Annotated in this window: 10 protein-coding genes; all 10 read right to left on the bottom strand. The window is 36.6% G+C overall.

The features are described from left to right. Window positions 1-103: 103 nt before the first annotated feature. The gene (locus ACFSR8_RS15385) at window positions 104-1,525 is read right to left on the bottom strand and encodes a sialate O-acetylesterase (protein WP_380293631.1); all 1,422 of its coding nucleotides are present in this window, start codon (window positions 1,523-1,525) and stop codon (window positions 104-106) included. Between the two features lie 2 nt (window positions 1,526-1,527). Continuing rightward, window positions 1,528-2,721: a Gfo/Idh/MocA family protein gene (locus tag ACFSR8_RS15380; RefSeq protein ID WP_380293629.1), complete on the bottom strand. Its 1,194-nt coding sequence runs from the start codon at window positions 2,719-2,721 to the stop codon at window positions 1,528-1,530. 3 nt (window positions 2,722-2,724) lie between these two features. Then, entirely contained in the window at window positions 2,725-4,068 is a 1,344-nt protein-coding gene (locus ACFSR8_RS15375) for a Gfo/Idh/MocA family protein (RefSeq protein ID WP_380293627.1), read from the bottom strand. Next, window positions 4,058-5,458, bottom strand: coding sequence for a 3-keto-disaccharide hydrolase (locus tag ACFSR8_RS15370; protein ID WP_380293625.1), 1,401 nt, complete (start codon window positions 5,456-5,458; stop codon window positions 4,058-4,060). Before ACFSR8_RS15370 ends, ACFSR8_RS15375 begins: the two co-directional genes overlap by 11 nt. A gap of 319 nt (window positions 5,459-5,777) precedes the next feature. After that, on the bottom strand, window positions 5,778-6,956 hold the full coding sequence (locus ACFSR8_RS15365; protein ID WP_380293623.1) for a DUF5627 domain-containing protein: 1,179 nt from the start codon (window positions 6,954-6,956) through the stop codon (window positions 5,778-5,780). Window positions 6,957-6,995: 39 nt separating this feature from the next. Then, the gene (locus ACFSR8_RS15360; RefSeq protein ID WP_380293621.1) at window positions 6,996-8,723 is read right to left on the bottom strand and encodes a RagB/SusD family nutrient uptake outer membrane protein; all 1,728 of its coding nucleotides are present in this window, start codon (window positions 8,721-8,723) and stop codon (window positions 6,996-6,998) included. Window positions 8,724-8,750: 27 nt separating this feature from the next. After that, window positions 8,751-11,957, bottom strand: a complete 3,207-nt coding sequence (locus ACFSR8_RS15355; RefSeq protein ID WP_380293619.1) for a SusC/RagA family TonB-linked outer membrane protein — start codon at window positions 11,955-11,957, stop codon at window positions 8,751-8,753. A 38-nt stretch (window positions 11,958-11,995) separates the two neighbouring features. Then, window positions 11,996-13,927, bottom strand: a complete 1,932-nt coding sequence (locus tag ACFSR8_RS15350; RefSeq protein WP_380293617.1) for a RagB/SusD family nutrient uptake outer membrane protein — start codon at window positions 13,925-13,927, stop codon at window positions 11,996-11,998. A gap of 11 nt (window positions 13,928-13,938) precedes the next feature. Further along, window positions 13,939-17,085, bottom strand: a complete 3,147-nt coding sequence (locus ACFSR8_RS15345; protein ID WP_380293615.1) for a SusC/RagA family TonB-linked outer membrane protein — start codon at window positions 17,083-17,085, stop codon at window positions 13,939-13,941. A gap of 514 nt (window positions 17,086-17,599) precedes the next feature. Continuing rightward, the gene (locus ACFSR8_RS15340) at window positions 17,600-18,898 is read right to left on the bottom strand and encodes an MFS transporter (RefSeq protein ID WP_380293613.1); all 1,299 of its coding nucleotides are present in this window, start codon (window positions 18,896-18,898) and stop codon (window positions 17,600-17,602) included. Window positions 18,899-18,974: the final 76 nt, after the last annotated feature.

Below are 18,974 nucleotides of genomic sequence, written 5' to 3'. Positions count from 1 at the left end.
GAATAATCACGTCTTAATACGAGGAACTAAAAATAAAACTTGACATAACAAATTCCGTCCTGTTCTGTCCTGAAAGTTAAAAAAAGTAATGCAATTGTGGTAATTACCATTTATCGGTTCTAAAAATGGAAATTGGCAAACCCGATTTTGTTTTCAAGTTGCTTTCAAAACAGTCCTCAAAACCATATCTGACAGCTACTGGTTTTTTTACATTTTCGCTATAAAGGATGATACTCTTTTTATCCTTGCTAAAACTTACTTGGGCAGGATGAAATTTTTGATTTGAAGAAGCGATTGTAAACCCCTTTATATTTTCTTGTGTTATGAAGAAATCCCCTTTCTGAAATTTAAATTTTAATGTTATTTTATTGTCCTTTATGGTAGTTCGCTCCAAAATTGCACTTCGAAAATTGGTGGTCTTAAAATTGTATTGATTAGCTAGGGCAATATTTGCCAGACGCATAGCTATAATCTCTTTTTTTGAAGGATGAATATCATTGCAATCGCCAGCATCTGTAGTAACAACAATAGCCGTATTTTTTATATCTCTGGATACCTTTAATTGAGCTTCCCGAATAAGATTTGCATTAAATGCAATTCTCTTTTTAAATTTGGTGTAGTTGTATGGTGCAATCTGGACAAAATAAAAAGGAAGATTTTTATTTTCCCATTGGCTTCTCCAAGAGGATATTAAATCGGTCATATAATCATAATATGGTTCCGGTTGGCCACTATTACTTTCACCCTGATACCAAAGCATGCCTTTTACTTTGAAATTTTTGAAAGGATGAATCATGGCATTGTACAGGAAAGAAGGTTTTTTTTGTTTATTCTGCTCTTTCGGCAAACTATCTGAAAATTTTATGCCATCATACTTTAATAGATAACCCTTAGGAATCCAACTTTCTATTTTGGTGCCTCCCCAAGAAGATTCAATAACACCAATGGGAACATTTAATTTTTCAAAAAGTCTTGTGCCAAAAATATAGCCAATTGCACTAAAGGACAAAGCTGATTCCCTATTCGATTCTTGCCATTTTCCATTGACATTAAAACTAGGTGAAACATTCGCAGTTCGAGCATTATTAAATAATCTGATGTGATTATTATCAGATTTTTGAAGATATCCTTCGGCGTTTAATACTTTAGATTTCCTTAGCCCTTTTAACGGCATTTCCATGTTAGACTGTCCTGAACAAAACCAAACTTCACCTATTAAAATATTTCGTAATGTTATAGTTTCACTTCCCTGGATTTGAAGTTCTTCAGTTTTAAAAGATGCCTTTTTAGTTTTTATTGAAGTCTCCCAAAAGCCTGCGGAATTGGTGGTAGCCTTTGCACTTTCGCCCCAGGTTGAAATAATATTTATCTCAGCATGTGGTACATCTTTGCCCCAAAAAGCCACCTGTTCGTTTTGCTGTAAAACCATATTATCTCCAAACACAGAAGGTAATTGTGTTTGACTATATGCACAAAACGTACAAATAGCAAAAAATAACACCAGAAGTTTTGTTTTATATGACATTGTTAGGGTAGCACATTATTATTCCAGGTTACAATTTTATTATTGTACATAGCATCCAAGCCCATTTGTACACAAATTGAAGTTTTGGCCCCTGTGATTACATTTGATATTGGGCTTGAATTATCAATAATTGCAGTTTTAAAATCCAATAATGCTTGTTTACTTGGACCTAAGTGTTCAACATTAATGCGCATACCTTTTTCGGCATCCCATTGTGCGGTTGCCCCACTAACTCCATCTACATCCTTAATTACTCTATTTTTGCGCTTGCCTTCAGGATAAAACCAGGCATGCCTAGTATCAATAATAATCGTGCCCTTATCGCCGATAACCTTTATTTGATAACCATCTTTGGCATTGCTGGTCAAACAGGTGAATTTTGCCTTTACACCGCTTGCATAACTGTAAATTAGATGAATGTTATCATAGGTTTCCCTGCCATCTTTCCAATAATCAATGCCGCCAACTCCCATTACTTTTTGTGGCGTTTCGCCCAATACCCAATTAGTAAAATCAATTTGATGCGAACATAATTCTGCAACAAGTCCGCCTGAAAACTCCTTATACATCCGCCAGTTGATAGCCCGCTCAAATTTTGGATCTGGAACAAGCCGCCTCCAATTACTATGTCTATTCCATTGGCATTCAAAGGCTGTAATATTGCCTACTTTTCCATTTTTAATTAAATCCACAACGTGGGTATATAACCTTGAACTGTGGTACTGATGACCAGTTTGAAAAATGTGGCTTGAATTTTGAGCTTTTTCCACTAACGCCCGAATGCCTCCATATCCTTTTGCCATTGTTTTTTCGCAATACACATGTTTGCCTGCATCAAGTGCATCAATCGCAATTTTGGAATGCGTATTGAATGGGGTTGCTACTATTACCGCATCAATGTCTTTATTATCCAAAAGTTTGCGATAATCGGCATATCCTTTTGAATTTGAATCCACCTTTGCCAAGCCTTTTTCTAACCTAAATGGCAAAATATCACATAAACCGACAACCTTTACGCCATCGATTGTGTTAATTATAGAACTAAGTCCTCCACCTCTATCTCCTGACCCAATAACACCAATGTTGATAGAACGATTAGCGCCAATTATGGAAAATGGCTTAGCATATAAGTGACTTCCACTGGCAACACCTATGGTTGCTAGTCCTGTTTTTGTAATGAATGATCGTCTTTTCAATTATTATAATTTCGGTTCCCAACCAGGTTCGTAAGTTCTGGACCAAAGTTTCATAGCCTCCCTATCGAAAATTTTGCCTGTATTCTCGTCCACATTGAAGCCCTTGTTAATTCTATAAGAAATGTTGGCATAATGCGTAAGCATTTGAGAAATAGCGCCTACTTCTATGTGCGAGTTAAGCTTTTCTTTCCCTCTAATGGCATCAAAAAAGTTGACTACATGCATCGTAGATAAATCGCCTCCACCACCAAGGGCAGTACCACCTTCTTTTCCACTGGATTTATTTTCCTTTATTAGTTTTCCTTTAAGGTCATAAAGTTCATATCCATTTCTGTCCACAATTACAGAACCTTTAGAACCATAAATAATAGTTCCACGCCCTCGTCCGTATTTTGAATATCCATTTCTACTACTCCCATCCCACTGTATCATTTTATTGTCAGCAAATTTATAATTAGCTTCCATTGTATCGTACATCTCCCATCCGTCATCAATAAATTGATGTTTTCCGGCTATAACATCCACATATTCTGGATATTTCACATCCAATGCCCATCTAGCAATATCCAATTCATGAGTAGCATTATTACCCATTTCAGCGGTACCGTAATCCCAACCATACCAATGCCAATTATAATTCCAAGTGTCGTGCCTATAATCTTTTCTTGGCGCAGGGCCTTGAAACAACTCCCAATTTAATCCTTCAGGAGGCGGGGATTTAACAGGATGTGGCACTGCTCCTCTTCCGTTGGTATAAAACGCTATGGCTTTGTATGGATTACCTATAATACCGTTATGAATTTCGTTAATAATTTCGATACTCTGTGGAGAAGACCGCTGCTGGTTTCCCATTTGCACCACTTTACTATATTTTTTTTGAGCCTCTACAATAAGTTCATTTTCTCTTGGATTATGACTACAGGGTTTCTCTACATAAACATGCTTACCTGCATTCATTGCCATTATAGCACCTGGAGTATGCCAATGATCGGGTGTAGCCATAAAAATTGCATCAATGTCTTTATCGTCCAATATTTTACGAATATCAGCTTCTAATTCAATCTTATAGTCAATTTTTTCACCAACCTTAGCAGTTGCTTTGGTCATTTGACTGGGCAGTACATCGCATAAATATTTCAGACGAATATTATTATCTTTTGAGGCTATCGCCGGAATGAATGCACCATATCGCCTTCCCAGTCCTTGTATGGCAACATTTATTCTATCATTTGCTCCGAGTATATTCCCATAACTCAAGGCAGACATTGCGTTTACACCTCCTGCGAAGCTTACGCCAACGCTAGCCAAAGCACTCTTTTTAATAAAGGTTCGTCTTTTATTTTCCATTCTTGTCTTTTTTTGGTGTGTGGACCTTAATTTTAATGTTTCTAAAAGCTACTCTATCCCCATGATCTTGGAGTAAGATTTGCCCCTTTTCTAACAGGCCAAAATTTGGCCATTTTTCGTATTTGCTTTCTGATACCAATTTTAAAAATTCGTCGCTACCACGCTCATATTCCAAAACCTTAACATCGTTTATCCAGTGTTCCACATGGTTATTTACAGACTTAATATATGCTGTATTCCACTCTCCAATAGGTTTAACTGGTTTGTTGGGATCTGCCTTTATTAAATCGTATAGTGAACATACAGTTCTGCTACCCTCATGGGAACCTCTTTTAGCATCTTCGTGTAATTCATCATCTAAAATTTGATATTCTAATCCAATTGAAGAACCTGGACCTTTGTTAATTTCAGTATCTACATAATATTTTATCCCACTGTTTGCCCCGGGCGTTAGTTTGAAATCTACTTTTAACTCAAAGTTGCTATAGTCTTCTGTTGTTACAATATCCCCTCCAGCTTCGGATTCGCCACCTCCAGAGGCTAAAACAATTAATTCTCCATTTTCAATTACCCAACCAGTATCTGGAAATCCATCCAATTTTGCACCTCGCCAACCTTTAGTGGTTTCTCCATCCCATAGCATTTTCCAACCGGCACGCCTCTCATCAAATGTGATATTGTTTTTCGTAATTATTGGTTCTAACGGTGTTTTCCGTGAATATTTTTCCAAATCTTTTGTCATAATTTTAGCATTTCGCCACATCACTTGTTTTCCTAATTTTTCTATGTGTTTTCCTATGCCATGCACCTGTAGCCCAATAAAACCGGAAGGGGTTTTATCATCAATCAGGTATGATGCCGGAACATCATTTATCCATGTCTTTATAGTATCAGCGATAGCTTCCACACGATAATGGTTCCATTCATTTTGCTTGAACGCTTGTTGAGCCTTAGGATTATTTTCAAGAGGATGAAGCCATCTACGTCGTTTTTCATCATATATGCCCCCACTCCAAGCACGTTTGGATGGATCGATCTCCACTTGATAACCGTGCACCATACCATCTCGGTAATATGGTAAACTATTGCTGCGTATCTGGATACCAGAATTCATTGTTGAATCTACATTAAACTCTATTTCAAAAATGAAATCTCCATACATTTCATTAGTCGTTAAAAATGTATTTGGTGTATTGGCTACAGTCGTACCTATGATGACGCCATCAACATTTTTATAAGGGGCATTGCCTCCTTTTACGTTCCAGCCATCAAGGCCCTGATCGGGTATTAAGTTAACCCAGGGTACAGTTTCCTGCTGCTTACACGAATACACATTGCTCAAACTGATAAAGCCAACAACAATTAACAAATACGAATAAAATTTTTTCATGGTATATTTTTTAAAAATAAAAAAAGCTTTCCATCATAACAAACTAAAATATATGATGGAAAGCATTGACTAACTCAAACACTTAAATAAATTTAACTGTGCTATAAAACTGATTAATGCTTAAAACTAAAGAAATAAATAATAAATCCTATCCTGCTGTATCCTGAATGAATAATGGGCCATATGCTTTGGTGATGATTTTTAAGCTAGATATTGTTATCTATATTAATGTCATGAATAAAAAAAGATGGGCTTAAAGCCCATCTTTTCATTCTTTTATTTTCAAAACCATTAATTAAAAAACGGTCAAGTTTTTTAATTATGGAGTAGCAGTGGTTAAATCAACCGTAAACTCCTCAAATTTAACATCCCTGTCTCTAATAACTAAAGTATCTTTAACTGAATGTGTTAAATCAAGAGTTGCTGTTGTCGTTGAAACTAAGCTACCTAAAAAGCGGACCTCAGTGACTTCAACTTCCAGTTCTCGGTATTGAAAATCTAAGTAAATTACGTCTCTAGTTTCTCCTCCCCATTCATCTGCATCCTCTACAAACCTTCCTGAGCCCGTTACAGTAACCGTGCTATTTGGGTCAGCATTAGTAACAGTAATTTCTTCATTATCGTTAAATGTCAATAGTAAAGACAATGTATTATTAGTAGCAAGATCTGGATCTGCTCTTCTAACATTAATAGTAGTAGTCGTTGCACTCCTTCCTGCAGTTGATACTGGAAGTAATTCATCTTTTACAACAAACTCAGATCTATAAACTGTAGAGCTATCAATGGCCCTTGATTCTGATTCTGTGGGAGCACCATTTGCAAAGACCGTTTCCAATGAAACAAATCCTTCAACTGCATCCTCACCACGTCTTAAATAAATACCATGATATTTATTCATAAACTTGATACCAAAAAGCGTATAGTCTTTAGGTTGTGTTTCCCAATCGTCTGCTTTAATCTTAATAGGATTTGTAACACCTTCAGCCGGTACACCCGCTAAAAGCGAATCTAATTCTTCATAATCTGTAATTCTTAATGGAATTACATAATGCACTTCACCAAATTCTGCAAATGATTCCGGGTCATCAAAAAAGGCATCTGAAAGCTGCACCGGAATACGCCCTTTTGTAGAGCCGGAAGGAATGGTTACTGGGCTCTCCTGTTCAATAGTATAGTAAGAAGCTGGCAACACCTTCACATTTACAGTATCTAAGCCTAAAGCCGTAGCATCTATTAATTCAGGAGCCAGCTCAAAATGCACTCTTCGGTTTGCATTATTATTATAAACTCCCGACATGATAACACCGATTTCAAACCGTCCATTATTATCGTTATCGTTAAAACCCAAATCATACTTACCCTGAATTAGTGTTCTTACAGGCGTCTGAAATGGAAAATACACTGAAGTTGATCCAAAATCAGGAAACTCATTTTCCTGATTTTCACAAGCCATTAAACTAAAGGCAATTGCGAATATTATTACTAATTTTATTTTCATGTCTAATATTTTTTAATTCTTATAAAATATACATTTGTCCTACCAGCCATTATTTTGCTCCAGTTCAGGAAATTTTATAGTCTCAGCATTTGGAATTGGCATATAAGTCGCAAATGGTTGGAAATTTCTAATTTCAACAGACGGTAACTCAACATAATTACTTCCGTCAAAAAAGTAACCTCTAGCTGATTCATTTAAAGGTAGTTCCCATCTTCTAATATCCCAAAACCTGTGTCCTTCAAAACTAAGTTCTATACGACGTTCATTTCTAATAAGCTCTCGCATATCCTCTGTACTGGCAATAGAAGCCAAGTAATTATCTGGTTGTGCAATTCCTGCTCTATTGCGTATTGCTGCAATTACGTCGCGAGCGGTAATACCATCAACCTGATAGTCAGGTCCACCAATTTCATTAGCTGCTTCTGCTAATATTAAAAACAATTCAGTATATCTAAAATACACATTGGCATGTCTCCTACCTTGAGCAGTTCCATCATTATTTATTCTAACTCCTGGATGCAATAATTTTTTAAGGTAATACCCTGTAGTTGTTGACTGCCCGGGGATAGAATCCAATCTATTATTGCCTCCGCCAACACCTGTATTAATTGTAGCATCTACAAAAGTAGCGCCATTAACAACAACATATTTTTCTAACCTAGGGTCTCTGTTAGCATAAGGGTTTTGAGGGTCAAAACCATTAGCTTCAGTTGCAGGATATCCGTCTTGCATTGGAAATGCCATTACAAAGTTATGTGTTGGGTTAATCTCCCCATTTCCATTCACTGAAGGCGGAAACATTCTTCTTTCATAGTTAAAAGTATTACCTCCTATAGAAGCACGCCAAAGGGATTCACTACTCCTTATATTATCATCTGATATATAAAATTCAAGACCATTTGGATCTAAACCAGAAACACCTCCAATAGTATTTAAAACTTGAGCTGCATTAGTTGCCGCGATACTGTAATACCCTTGATCGTCTAAAAACGCCGGGCTAGCCGCAAAAAGTGCCAAACGTGCTTTTAAGGCTCTTACTATTTTTCCTGAAAGACGTAAATTAAAAAAGTTATCATTTACTATTCCATATTTATCATAATCAAAATTTTCTAACTCCGAATACCATGGATCTACTTCTGCTAATGGTAATCCATAATCTGTTGGTAATAAATTAAGTGCCTCATCAAAATCTGCTATAATAGCCTGAACAGAAGCTTCAAATGATAATCGTGGTACATTAAAGTTACCCTCAGGTTCGATAAACTTAGTAAAGTATGGGATACCTAGCAATTCTCCAGATTCACCTACACCAGCATGGGCTTGAAGTACATAAAAATGATGCAATCCTCTTAAGGCCAAAGCCTCTCCTTTCATGCGCATTTCAAACATTGTGTTAGTTAATGTGTCTGTGCTCCATCGTGTTTCTCCTGTTTCAATAGCTTCTAGGAATCGGTTTACCCAAAATACCTGTTCATACCTAGCCCAACGCGCTGCAGGGTTAAACCATGCGTTTAACTCGCCAAGAGCCATTCGTTTATAATCGTTGTCCAAAACATTATTAACAGCATCATCAGTAGCTCCTTCAGAAAATGAATATTGATTTACCAAACCATTATATCCATTTAATAATACACCTTCCGCAAAATCCGGATTCGTAGCTACATCTTCAAAATCCCACCTGTTTTCATCAATAGGCTCCAGGGTATCGCAGGCAATCATGCCAGTGAACACCAACACAATCAATATATATTTTATTAAATTTTTCATTTTATTTATCTTAATTTTCTAATTATACTAAAATGACATTCTCAAACCAAGCGTATAAGTTCTAGTTAGAGGTGTCCTTCCAATTCTTAATTGACGAACATCTCTATTTTCAGCTACCTCAATAAGATTGGTACCTTGAAAATTCAAGCTAAAATCTTCAACTCCTATCTTATCGCATAAAGCGTCCGTAAATTCATAGGTTAACTGAGCGCGACTAATATTAAAGAAACTGTTATCGTACAACCAAAATGTAGATCTTCTAAAATTATTTTGATTTGTACCCGCCGATAGTCTTGGATACGTTGCCGTACTTGCTGTTTCTGGCGTCCATCGTCCTAAAACAACTTCTGAGTATTTATCATTACCATCAACTGAATAATATTCGTTAAAATCATCATCTAACTTATCACCGACAGCTCCTGTTTGTCCAGTTCCTAAAACAAATAAATTGAATCTTTTATAGTTTAAGTTTAGGTTAATACCATATGTCCATGGGCTAGCAGTTTGCCCAATCTCCACTTGATCGTCTTGATCAATATTGCCATCACCATTTTGATCTGCATATTTTATGTCTCCTGGCTGAACTCTACCAAATCGAGGCACTGGCAAACCGGCATTTAAAACTCTATTACCGTTTACATCTGTAGTGAAATCTGTTTCAGCATAAAAACCTTGGTCCACTAATCCAAAAATAGAAGACAATTCTCTTCCAACTCTATTTCGGTAATCAAACTCATTAATCTCTGATCGTTGTATAGCTTCTGTTTGGCTATACAAAACATTGGCACCTATACTTACCGAAACATCGTTAAAGGACTTTTTAAAATTCATCCCTAGTTCAAAACCAGTGTATAAGTTCTCATTAAAATTGCTATATGGTCTGAACGCATTATAAAAAGAAGGATATTGCGCTTGTAAGAATGCCAATTGCTTGTCAAGTTCTGTCCTAAAGTAATTAGCCTCTATCCAAAGTGAATTCATTAAATACGTTTCGAAACCTAAATTTAAATCAATACGCTCTTCAAATGTTAAATCAAGATTTTCCCCTTGTGAAACATTTAGTCTCTGATTGGAACTTGAATTAGCATCACCATCAGCCCAAATAAATCTACCTCCTCTAGAATAATTTAAATCATATAAATAGTAAGCACTGGCATTATTATTAACAGTACCATTATTATTAAGAGCTCTAATACCTTGGTCTGACTTTATAATACCAGCTGAAGCCTTTAACTTAAGGTAATCAATAAATTTGCTGTCTTTCAAAAAATTCTCTTCACTTATAATGTAGGCTATACCTGAAGTTGGTGATAAAGCACCTCTATTTCCTTCTGGTAGTTTTATTGAATTAGCATAGGTTGCAGTAAAATCTATAAATAGTTTCTTTTTGTAATCATAGGCCATTTGTAATCCTAAGTGCGTATCAACATCTGTTTGCCTAACATCATTTTGCCTTTGCGAATTATAAAAACCTAATACCGTGGTATTTAAAGAATGGTCCTTATAGAAAGTGGTATCGTAATTTATCAGTCCATAAAAACCAAATCGAGATATAAAACCGTTGGTATCAAGATTTTCAGTTTGATCTTTGAGGTCTTCACCATAAATACCCGAATTATCTGCAACAGGGTTTAGTGGATCAGTGTTATCAACACCAAAATTGGTTATCCTATCGCCCTCCCAACCTGGAACATAGGTTTTAAATTGGTTCAAAATTGTTGCATTATAAGAATCGTAAAAATCAAAACTTAAATAGGTTTTAGCAGACAACCCTTTTGTTACCCTATCCAGATCAAAATTGATGGTGTTGTTAAACTGTGTAGAACGAAATACCGTATTTTCATACCCACCGGCAATGGCTAGTGCCACTGGGGCTCTTTGCGTTGAAGTTGGATCAAATGCATCATTATTACCATCCTCATTATTAAGATATCTTGCCCCTTGTTGTATTGAAGTTCCTAAAAGCATTCCATTAAAAGTACGCGCTGCCAGCAACTGTCCTGCTACTGTAGGGTCACTGGTGTCTATAAGATCTATAGGCAAAAACGGCGAATATTCATGAGGTCTTACAGAAGTAGCTGCGTCCAAAAAATCCGTTCTAGATGACTTTTGCGTACTTATAATCGCAATACCATCTATACTACTAGTAATCCAATCGTTTACTTTAAAATCTATGTTACCTCTTACATTAAAACGGTCTGTGCCTGCATTGATATCATCATTTAGATCTACCCAAGCTTCGTTACGACTCCAACCCACATTAACATAGTACTGATTCTTATCATTCCCACCAGAAAACTCAGTTATAATTTGTGTAGAATTCACAAAAGGTTGCACGAATTCCGTTGAATATAAATCCACATCTGGGTATCTGTACTTATTTACGCCATTAAAGGTATTTCGAATAAGGTCGTTTGAAAACCTTCGTCCATCATTTATGGCTGCACCATCGTTATCCAGAGCTTCATTAAAAAGTTGCATGTAAGGTACCGCACCTAAATATCTAGGCAAAGAAACAGGAGTACCAATAGCAGAACGAATATTAACATTAACTTCTCTTTTATTGGCTTTTCCACGCTTGGTGTTAATAACAATAACACCATTTCTTCCTTGACTTCCATAAAGCGCAACAGCATTAGCATCTCTTAGCACTGTTATCTGCTCCACCTCTTCCATGTTTAGGATGTTAGGATCACGACCTAGTACACCATCAATAACAAAAACAGCGTTACCAATACCCCTAATATTATCAGAACCTCTTACACCCAACATTAATCCTGTAATGTAATTTCTCACAAATTGCGTGTTGTCATAAGTCAATCGGTCCTTTGTGTTAATTGACGATATTGCTCCAATAGCATAACGCCTATCTTTAGTAGCAACTCCCATCTTTAATTCGTCATCTTCCGAAGCGAGGAAAGGAGATTTCCGCATGGTAATATTGCCTACTACATCAAAAACATCAATAATCTCCGATGCATACCCCCTTTTTTCAAGGACAATGGACGACTCGTCATCTTTTAGATTCATTTTGAACTGTCCGTTAACATCAGAAGATGTCTTACTTCCTTTAGGTCCAAAAACCTTAACACCGCTTATGGGGTTACCTTGTTCATCAACCACGGTTGCTTCTATCTCTGTACCATCATCTGTTTGAGCCATTGTAACATTACAAAAGCAAAACAACATTAAGCTAACTAGAGTAAACAACCTATATAATTTATTTATCTTCATTTTTTTTCTTTATATTAATTAAAGCGAATTGTACAAGACTACCACCCCGGGTTTTGAGGGAAACCTGCGTAAATAAGTGTTTGCCCCGGAGGGAATGGTAACCAATAATGCTTAGGAAACTCACAAATTCTTTCTACAAGAAGTGTTTCTGTAAAATTACTTCTGTCTTGTGGAAAATCTAAGGCCAATTTTCTTTTGTATTTATCCAAATGAGCTACTCCCCATCGTCTAATATCTACCCATCTATGTGCTTCATAACTTAATTCAACAGCTCTTTCTCTTCTTAGTTCATCCATAAACTTATTGTTATCCGAAACTATACTAGGGTGTACATTAGGAATACCCGCTCGATCACGGAATAAATTAATAGCCCCCTCAGCAGTTAAGCTGTAAGAAGCCGGTGCTGTGGTTGCTCCCTTAGATGCATGTAATGCTTCAGCATACATTAAATACACATCTGTTAGTCTCATATGCAGTCTAACTCCAATGTATTGACTTATAATAGGATTCCATATGGTATTATATTTACCGTCCACTTTAGGGTAAAATTTAGTCCACATATACCCTGTATTATTTACTATTTTGAGGTTTTCAGCATTAGTACTACGATGAACACCTTTAGTAGTAGAAGATTCAAACCAAAGCTGGGCTGTTTTATGCGGATCGTCAGCTCCAGGATCTATAACATCACCATCAATAATATGCCATTTGTAAAAACGTGGATCACGATTTTCAAAAGGCTTAGTAGGGTCGTACAATGTTGGTCCGTAAGCACCACTAATGTCGTCCTCTATAGAAAGTCCGTTAGCCATACCAAAATTGTTATGGATAAAATTGTGTGTAGGACTAATAACTTCAAATCCATTACTAGTGGTGTGGATAGCTCGATTTACTCCCGATGTCATAAATCTTGTAGCTTGTACTCTATTACCCCCGGTAGCAGCGAACATAAATTCTGTACTTCCTGGCCATGCTCCAGGTGCTGGTGATCTCCAAAACACATCATCTAATTCGTCCAATGTCGAAGCTAAACGATAACGTCCTTGATCGGCTAATTTAAGAGCTCCTGAAAAAGCTTCAACTGCCATATCACATAACTCTGTATCATAGTCATATGTATTTATACTAACATTGTTACCTTTCATTAAGGGGCTCGCCGCTAAAAGTAAGTTTTTACCTTGAAAAGCATACGCCGTTCCTTTAGTAAGCCTACCCTTATTATCACCACGTGTTAGTTGTCCATAAGGCTCATTATCCCAATCTACGGGCAACAATTCAATGGCTCTTTTGTAATCTTCGTTAGCTAATAAAGCAACTTCTCTATAGGTCTCTGGACGTGGTAGTTTAAAATCATCTATTAAAACTTTATCTATATATGGATAGCGCCCCCAAAATTTCATAATCTCATTATGGAAAAACGCTCTAAAAAAATAAGCTTGCCCAAGAATAACATCTTTTTCGGCTTGGGTGGCATTTACCATTAAATCAATATTAGCAATTACAATATTAGCTTTACGGATACCAAATAAGCTACCACTATATAAACCAGGTCTTTGCTCATTGAAAGCATTAGTACTAGTGACATTAGCCCCCCCTTGATAAGTCCCTCCACCAGGTCTTGCGTCTCCTCTGTTTGTTCCGTAAGGAACTTGATAGTGGTTATTTAAGTAACAAAAATTATCAGTTATAACGCTAAAGAACCTTCCCGCATCAATATCACCACTTGCTTTTGTAGGTCTATCCACAAACCCATCATCACCCAAAAGAAAATCTTGAAAGGTATGCGTTTGCTGTTCATAAGACACCACTAAGGAATACATTTCTTCAACGAAACCTTGCGCATTTTTAAAGGTTGAAAAAACATCTTCTTCTTCTATGAGTGACTCTGGTGCCACATCTAAATAGTCCTCGCATGAAAATGAGAATACGAGTCCTAAGATTATTAATATTTTTATTTTATAGCTTTTCATAATTTCTTTTTTTAAAAGTTCATATTAAAACCAAAGTTATAACTTTTTAAGGTAGGATAATCCCCTCTTGACTGTCCTGCACCTTGGTTTGCTCCACCCGTGTTAAACTCTCTATCATCGGGCATGTTAGACCATAAGTACAGGTTATTTCCATTTGCAAAAATTTGAAGTTTCTTCAGCCCAAGTTTTTCACAAAACTCTTTTGGTATATCATAAGTTAAAGAAACCGCTCTAAGCCTTGTTAATGACATATCCAACCAGTTATCTCTGGGATTTGTATCACCTGGAACTCCAAATGATGGCTGTGTATCTGTATTATTTGGGGTATCTACAGTCCAATAATCTAAATCCTGCGTAAAGATTAAAGGTGTTGAATTACCAAAAGTTTGGTTACTGAACAATCTAGACGCATTCTGAGTACCATACAACTGCGCTGAAATACTGAAACCTTTGTAACGGGCCCCTAGCGTAGCACTCCAGTTTCTTTGCGGTTGAGATGGATAACCAAAAGGTGCATTATCAAAAACATCGTAAATACCGTTTCCATCAAAATCCATAACATCATAATACCCTACACGTGTTAAATTTTGATCTTCAACTTTTGGTGTTGACATATAAACATCGTCCCAATTTGTCAGTATCCCGGCCGGAATGGCTGTTCTTTGTTGACTAATTGGAAAACCAGCATCTTTTCGGTGATCAAGTTCAAATTCTTCATCATCTCTTTGTATTATTTTGTCTATGGCTTGCGTAAAATTAAAATCACCAAATATATTGATACCGTTATCGAAGGTATAGTTGGAACCAAGAACAATCTCATAACCCCTTATCTCAACGATACCTTGATTAATATCTGGAGGACCTGCCCCAAAGAAATCTGGTTGTGTATTAATTTGATCACTAACAATTACAATATTATCACGATCTTCTGCAAAATAATCTAACTCCGCAGTTAATAAACCATTAAACAAAGAGAACTCGGCTCCTATGTTATATTTAGTAGCCGACTCCCACTGAAGATTTGGATTTCCTACTACAGCCTCTCTGTAAAACGTGTAAGGCGATCTTCCTCCACTACCTTGATATGTACTTGGCACTAAAAACGCAGAATTACCTGACTCCCAGCGAGAAATATATCGCCATCTACCAGCAAAATTATCATCACCAACAATACCATAAGAACCTCTGAATTTAAGATTATCTAACCAATCTGCATTTTCCATAAAGGCTTCATTTGAGACTGTCCAACCTGCTGCAATAGAAGGGAATAAGTCGAAACGGAATCCTGGGCCAAATTTTTCAGAACCATTGTAAGCACCGTTAATATCTAAAAAGTATCTTGAATCGTAGTTATAAGTCACCCTTCCTACCCAGTCTTCACGGTATCTTGGAAAAGCACTAAGACCTCCACTACCACTTGCAGACTCCTGTCTCCTAACCAAGAATAGCGCTGTTAGGTTGTGTTTTTCAGCAAACGTCCTGTTGTAATTTAATGAAAAGTCATACACCATTCTACGTCGGCGTCGATTGTCCTCAACTTCTAAAGTTTCTAAATTCCAAGGTCGTCGCACAAAATCAAATCGATTTTCGTTACGCGGAGGTTGAGGAATCGCTTCATCACCATTGTAAACCCTATAAGTTACACCTCCATCATTTAAATCTTGCCGACTTCTCTGTTCATTATCTAAAGAAAATCGTGCTTGAAAAGACAAGCCTTCAGTTATAAAGTCCAATTTTTGTTTTAGTATAAAATCTGTATTGACTCGAAAGGTTCTAAAAGTATCATAACCGTTAGCCTGTAAAGTCTCAACAGAGTTTACGTATGTATTAAAATAACTAAAGGGGTTTCCATACAACCCATCTGGATATACGGGAGTATAAAGACTTGGCGCTATTAAGTAAAGTCCATTAGCAACATTACCTATTGCACCAGGCGTCTCCCTAATACCATAGAAACCAGCTAGGTTAACAGACAACTCAGTAGTATTTGTAATATTAAAATCGATATTAGACCTAAAGTTAAATCTATCATATCGATACTCACCTAAATAGCCTCTTCCATTATCGTATTTTCCACCATCAAAAATATCACTTACGGTTTGATAAGCCAAACTACCAAAATATTTAGCCGTTTTATTACCACCACGTACTGATAAGTTAACCCTATAATCTTGCGCAAAATCTTTCAACAACTCTTCTTCCCAATCCACATTAGGATAAATATAACTCTCCTCCAAACTGGCAGGGTTACGGTATTTATCTACAATAGGCAATGGCGTATAATTTTCCCATGTATTGGGGGCTTGAGCTACCCCTCGTAAAATAGCACTATTTGCTTCTATTAAACCATCATAAGAATCTAATTTTTCTGGTAATTGAGAAACCGTCTTAATGGTTGTATTAAAAGTTAGCGACAGTTGCGCTTTTCCTGTCTGCCCTCGCTTTGTGGTAATTAATACTACCCCGTTAGCGCCTTCAACACCAAAAACCGCGGTAGCGGAAGCATCTTTAAGTACCGATATGTTTTCAATATCATTCATATCTATATCGGACATCGATCTCTTAACACCATCCACAAGCACAAGAGGATCGCCATTACCATTCCATGAACTTCGACCACGAATAAAAATCCTCATATTATCTTCTCCAGGAACACCACTACCTTGTATAGCGGTAACACCCGGTAAATTTCCTTGCAATGCTTGTTCAACATTAGCTATACCCATTGTCCTTTCCATCAAATCCTCACCTTTCACCTGAGTAATGGCTGCTACAACACTCTCTTTTTTCTGAGTACCATAACCTACAATAACGACTTCGTCAAGCGCTGCAACATCTTCTTCTAGACTTACATTGATTGTTGTTTGCCCGTTTACCGAAATTTCCACTGTTTTAAAACCTATATAAGAAAACACTAAAGTTTTCTCACCTAGGGTTAATTCAAGAGAATAGTTCCCGTCAAAATCTGTTGATGCTCCTCGAGTGGTGCCTTTTTGAATCACACTTACACCTGGTAAGGGTATCCCACCTCCATCTGTAACAACACCAGAAATCTTTTCCTGTGCATGAAGATTAACACTTGAAAAACTGGATAACAACAGCGTAAGCATTAATACAAACCCAAAGACAGGAAATTGTCTTTTAATTTTTTGTTTCATTTTGAGTTTTAGTTTTAACATTCTTTTAGTTTAATAGTCAGTATAATTGTTATTAATTTAAGCCAATGTATAGCCACAAAATATACCTAACAATTTTACGATTAAAGTTAGGTATTCGTATCCTGTTCTATCCTGTTAGAACAGCATTTTTACGAAAATATGTGTACCAAAGCTATGCTGACCTGAATTGTTTATCAAAATGTTAGGTTCAACATAGTTTTTCTCAATATTTTAAAGGTTTTTAATAATAGTATTACTCTTAAATAAAACCATCAATATTATTCTTATTACTCATTCATTAAGGTTTTTGATCTTACAAATCAAACAACCGGGGTAGCCCTAGTGATATCAGAAGAATTTATCGATCCAGGAGACATATTTATTTAAACCATCTTGGTTTACAATAAGTGAATCACACAAAATAACCCTTCCAATATAAAAGAGACATTCATAGATAAAGGCTACTGCCAAGAATTTTGATTGTAGCCTTTAAGGTCATTATATCATAACCTGCCTACCCCTCTATTAGGTTTAAGTTTTCATCCATCGGTGTCATTTTTGGCATAATTAAATGCACAAATCCTAAGATTATTAGGTAACTAGAACCAGCAATTAAGAATGCCCAAAAGTATCCTGTATTACCGGCCTGATCTAAAACAGATCCTAGAGCAAAATCGGCAACAATACCGGCAACAGCACCAACCATTCCACCAATTCCAACTACCGATGCTGTGGCCTTTTTAGGAAACACATCAGATGCTAAAGTGAATATATTGGCCGACCAGGCTTGGTGACCCGCGGCTCCTAAGCCCATCAAACAAATTGCCAACCATTTGTTATCTGTTATAGCAACAAAAGCTACAGGAAGAATTATGAGTCCACAAATGAGTAAAGTTATTTTTCTTGCTTTATTTACGGACCACCCCTTTCTTATAAACACTCCTGACAGGTATCCTCCTAATATACTTCCTCCATCTGCCAATATATAAATTACAAAGAAAGGTAAAGCTATATTTTTAATATTTACATCAAAGGTTTCAGCTAAAAATTTAGCACCCCAAAAAAGATAGAACCACCAAACTGCATCCGTAACTTTGGCTAAAGCAAATGCCCAAGTTTGACGTTTTCCTGCAACAGCCTTCCATGGTAGCTTTTCTTCATTTTCAGCCTCAGAATCTTCTTGAATATAAGCCAACTCTTCTTTGGATACCTTTGGATGTGCCTCAGGTTTCTTATAAGTTCTTAACCATAAAAATACCCAGATTGCACTAAGAACACCTGTAATTAGAAATGGTATTTGCCAGTTTTTTCCATTTTCATGGACAATCCAACCAATAACAAAGGGAGCTGCAATTGCTCCAATACTAGTAGCGGCATTAAATAATCCAGTTGCAAAAGCGCGGTCTTTTTTGGGAAACCATTCTGCTGTAGTTTTAATGGCGGCAGGGAAGTTACCCGACTCTCCAAAACCTAAACCAAATCGGGCCGCTGCGAATCCTATAACGCTAAAACCTGGACGCACAGCTGCATGTAGCATTCCAAACACACTCCAAAGACCAATGGATAGCACGTACCCTTTTTTAGTCCCCAAACGATCAATTAAACCACCCATTGAAAGCATACCAATTGCATAAGCTACTTTGAAGGAGATCATAATATTTGCATAGTCAGTATTTGTCCACCCAAACATTTTTTCTAGTGTAGGTGCCATCACACCAATTATACTTCTGTCAAAATAATTGATCGTTGTTGCAAACATTAACAACGCCAAGATTCGATAGCGATAATTCCCAATCTTATTTGTTTTACTCATAATTTATGTTGGTTAATATATTTCTAGTTAAATATTCTAAGAAAACTACGTTTAAATCGCTACCCTCTATAAAAAA

This window comes from Hyunsoonleella rubra, assembly GCF_042684665.1.
GTDB lineage: Bacteria > Bacteroidota > Bacteroidia > Flavobacteriales > Flavobacteriaceae > Jejuia > Jejuia rubra.
Note: the sequence above shows the minus strand (reverse complement) of the source record. Positions and strands in the feature narration are given on the sequence as shown.

What these genes read in the sequence shown, in the direction of transcription:
- ACFSR8_RS15340 (WP_380293613.1), bottom strand. Translation starts at nt 18,898, where the DNA reads ATGAGTAAAACAAATAAGATTGGGAATTATCGCTATCGAATCTTGGCG.
- ACFSR8_RS15345 (WP_380293615.1), bottom strand. Translation starts at nt 17,085, where the DNA reads ATGAAACAAAAAATTAAAAGACAATTTCCTGTCTTTGGGTTTGTATTA.
- ACFSR8_RS15375 (WP_380293627.1), bottom strand. Translation starts at nt 4,068, where the DNA reads ATGGAAAATAAAAGACGAACCTTTATTAAAAAGAGTGCTTTGGCTAGC.
- ACFSR8_RS15350 (WP_380293617.1), bottom strand. Translation starts at nt 13,927, where the DNA reads ATGAAAAGCTATAAAATAAAAATATTAATAATCTTAGGACTCGTATTC.
- ACFSR8_RS15365 (WP_380293623.1), bottom strand. Translation starts at nt 6,956, where the DNA reads ATGAAAATAAAATTAGTAATAATATTCGCAATTGCCTTTAGTTTAATG.
- ACFSR8_RS15370 (WP_380293625.1), bottom strand. Translation starts at nt 5,458, where the DNA reads ATGAAAAAATTTTATTCGTATTTGTTAATTGTTGTTGGCTTTATCAGT.
- ACFSR8_RS15360 (WP_380293621.1), bottom strand. Translation starts at nt 8,723, where the DNA reads ATGAAAAATTTAATAAAATATATATTGATTGTGTTGGTGTTCACTGGC.
- ACFSR8_RS15355 (WP_380293619.1), bottom strand. Translation starts at nt 11,957, where the DNA reads ATGAAGATAAATAAATTATATAGGTTGTTTACTCTAGTTAGCTTAATG.
- ACFSR8_RS15385 (WP_380293631.1), bottom strand. Translation starts at nt 1,525, where the DNA reads ATGTCATATAAAACAAAACTTCTGGTGTTATTTTTTGCTATTTGTACG.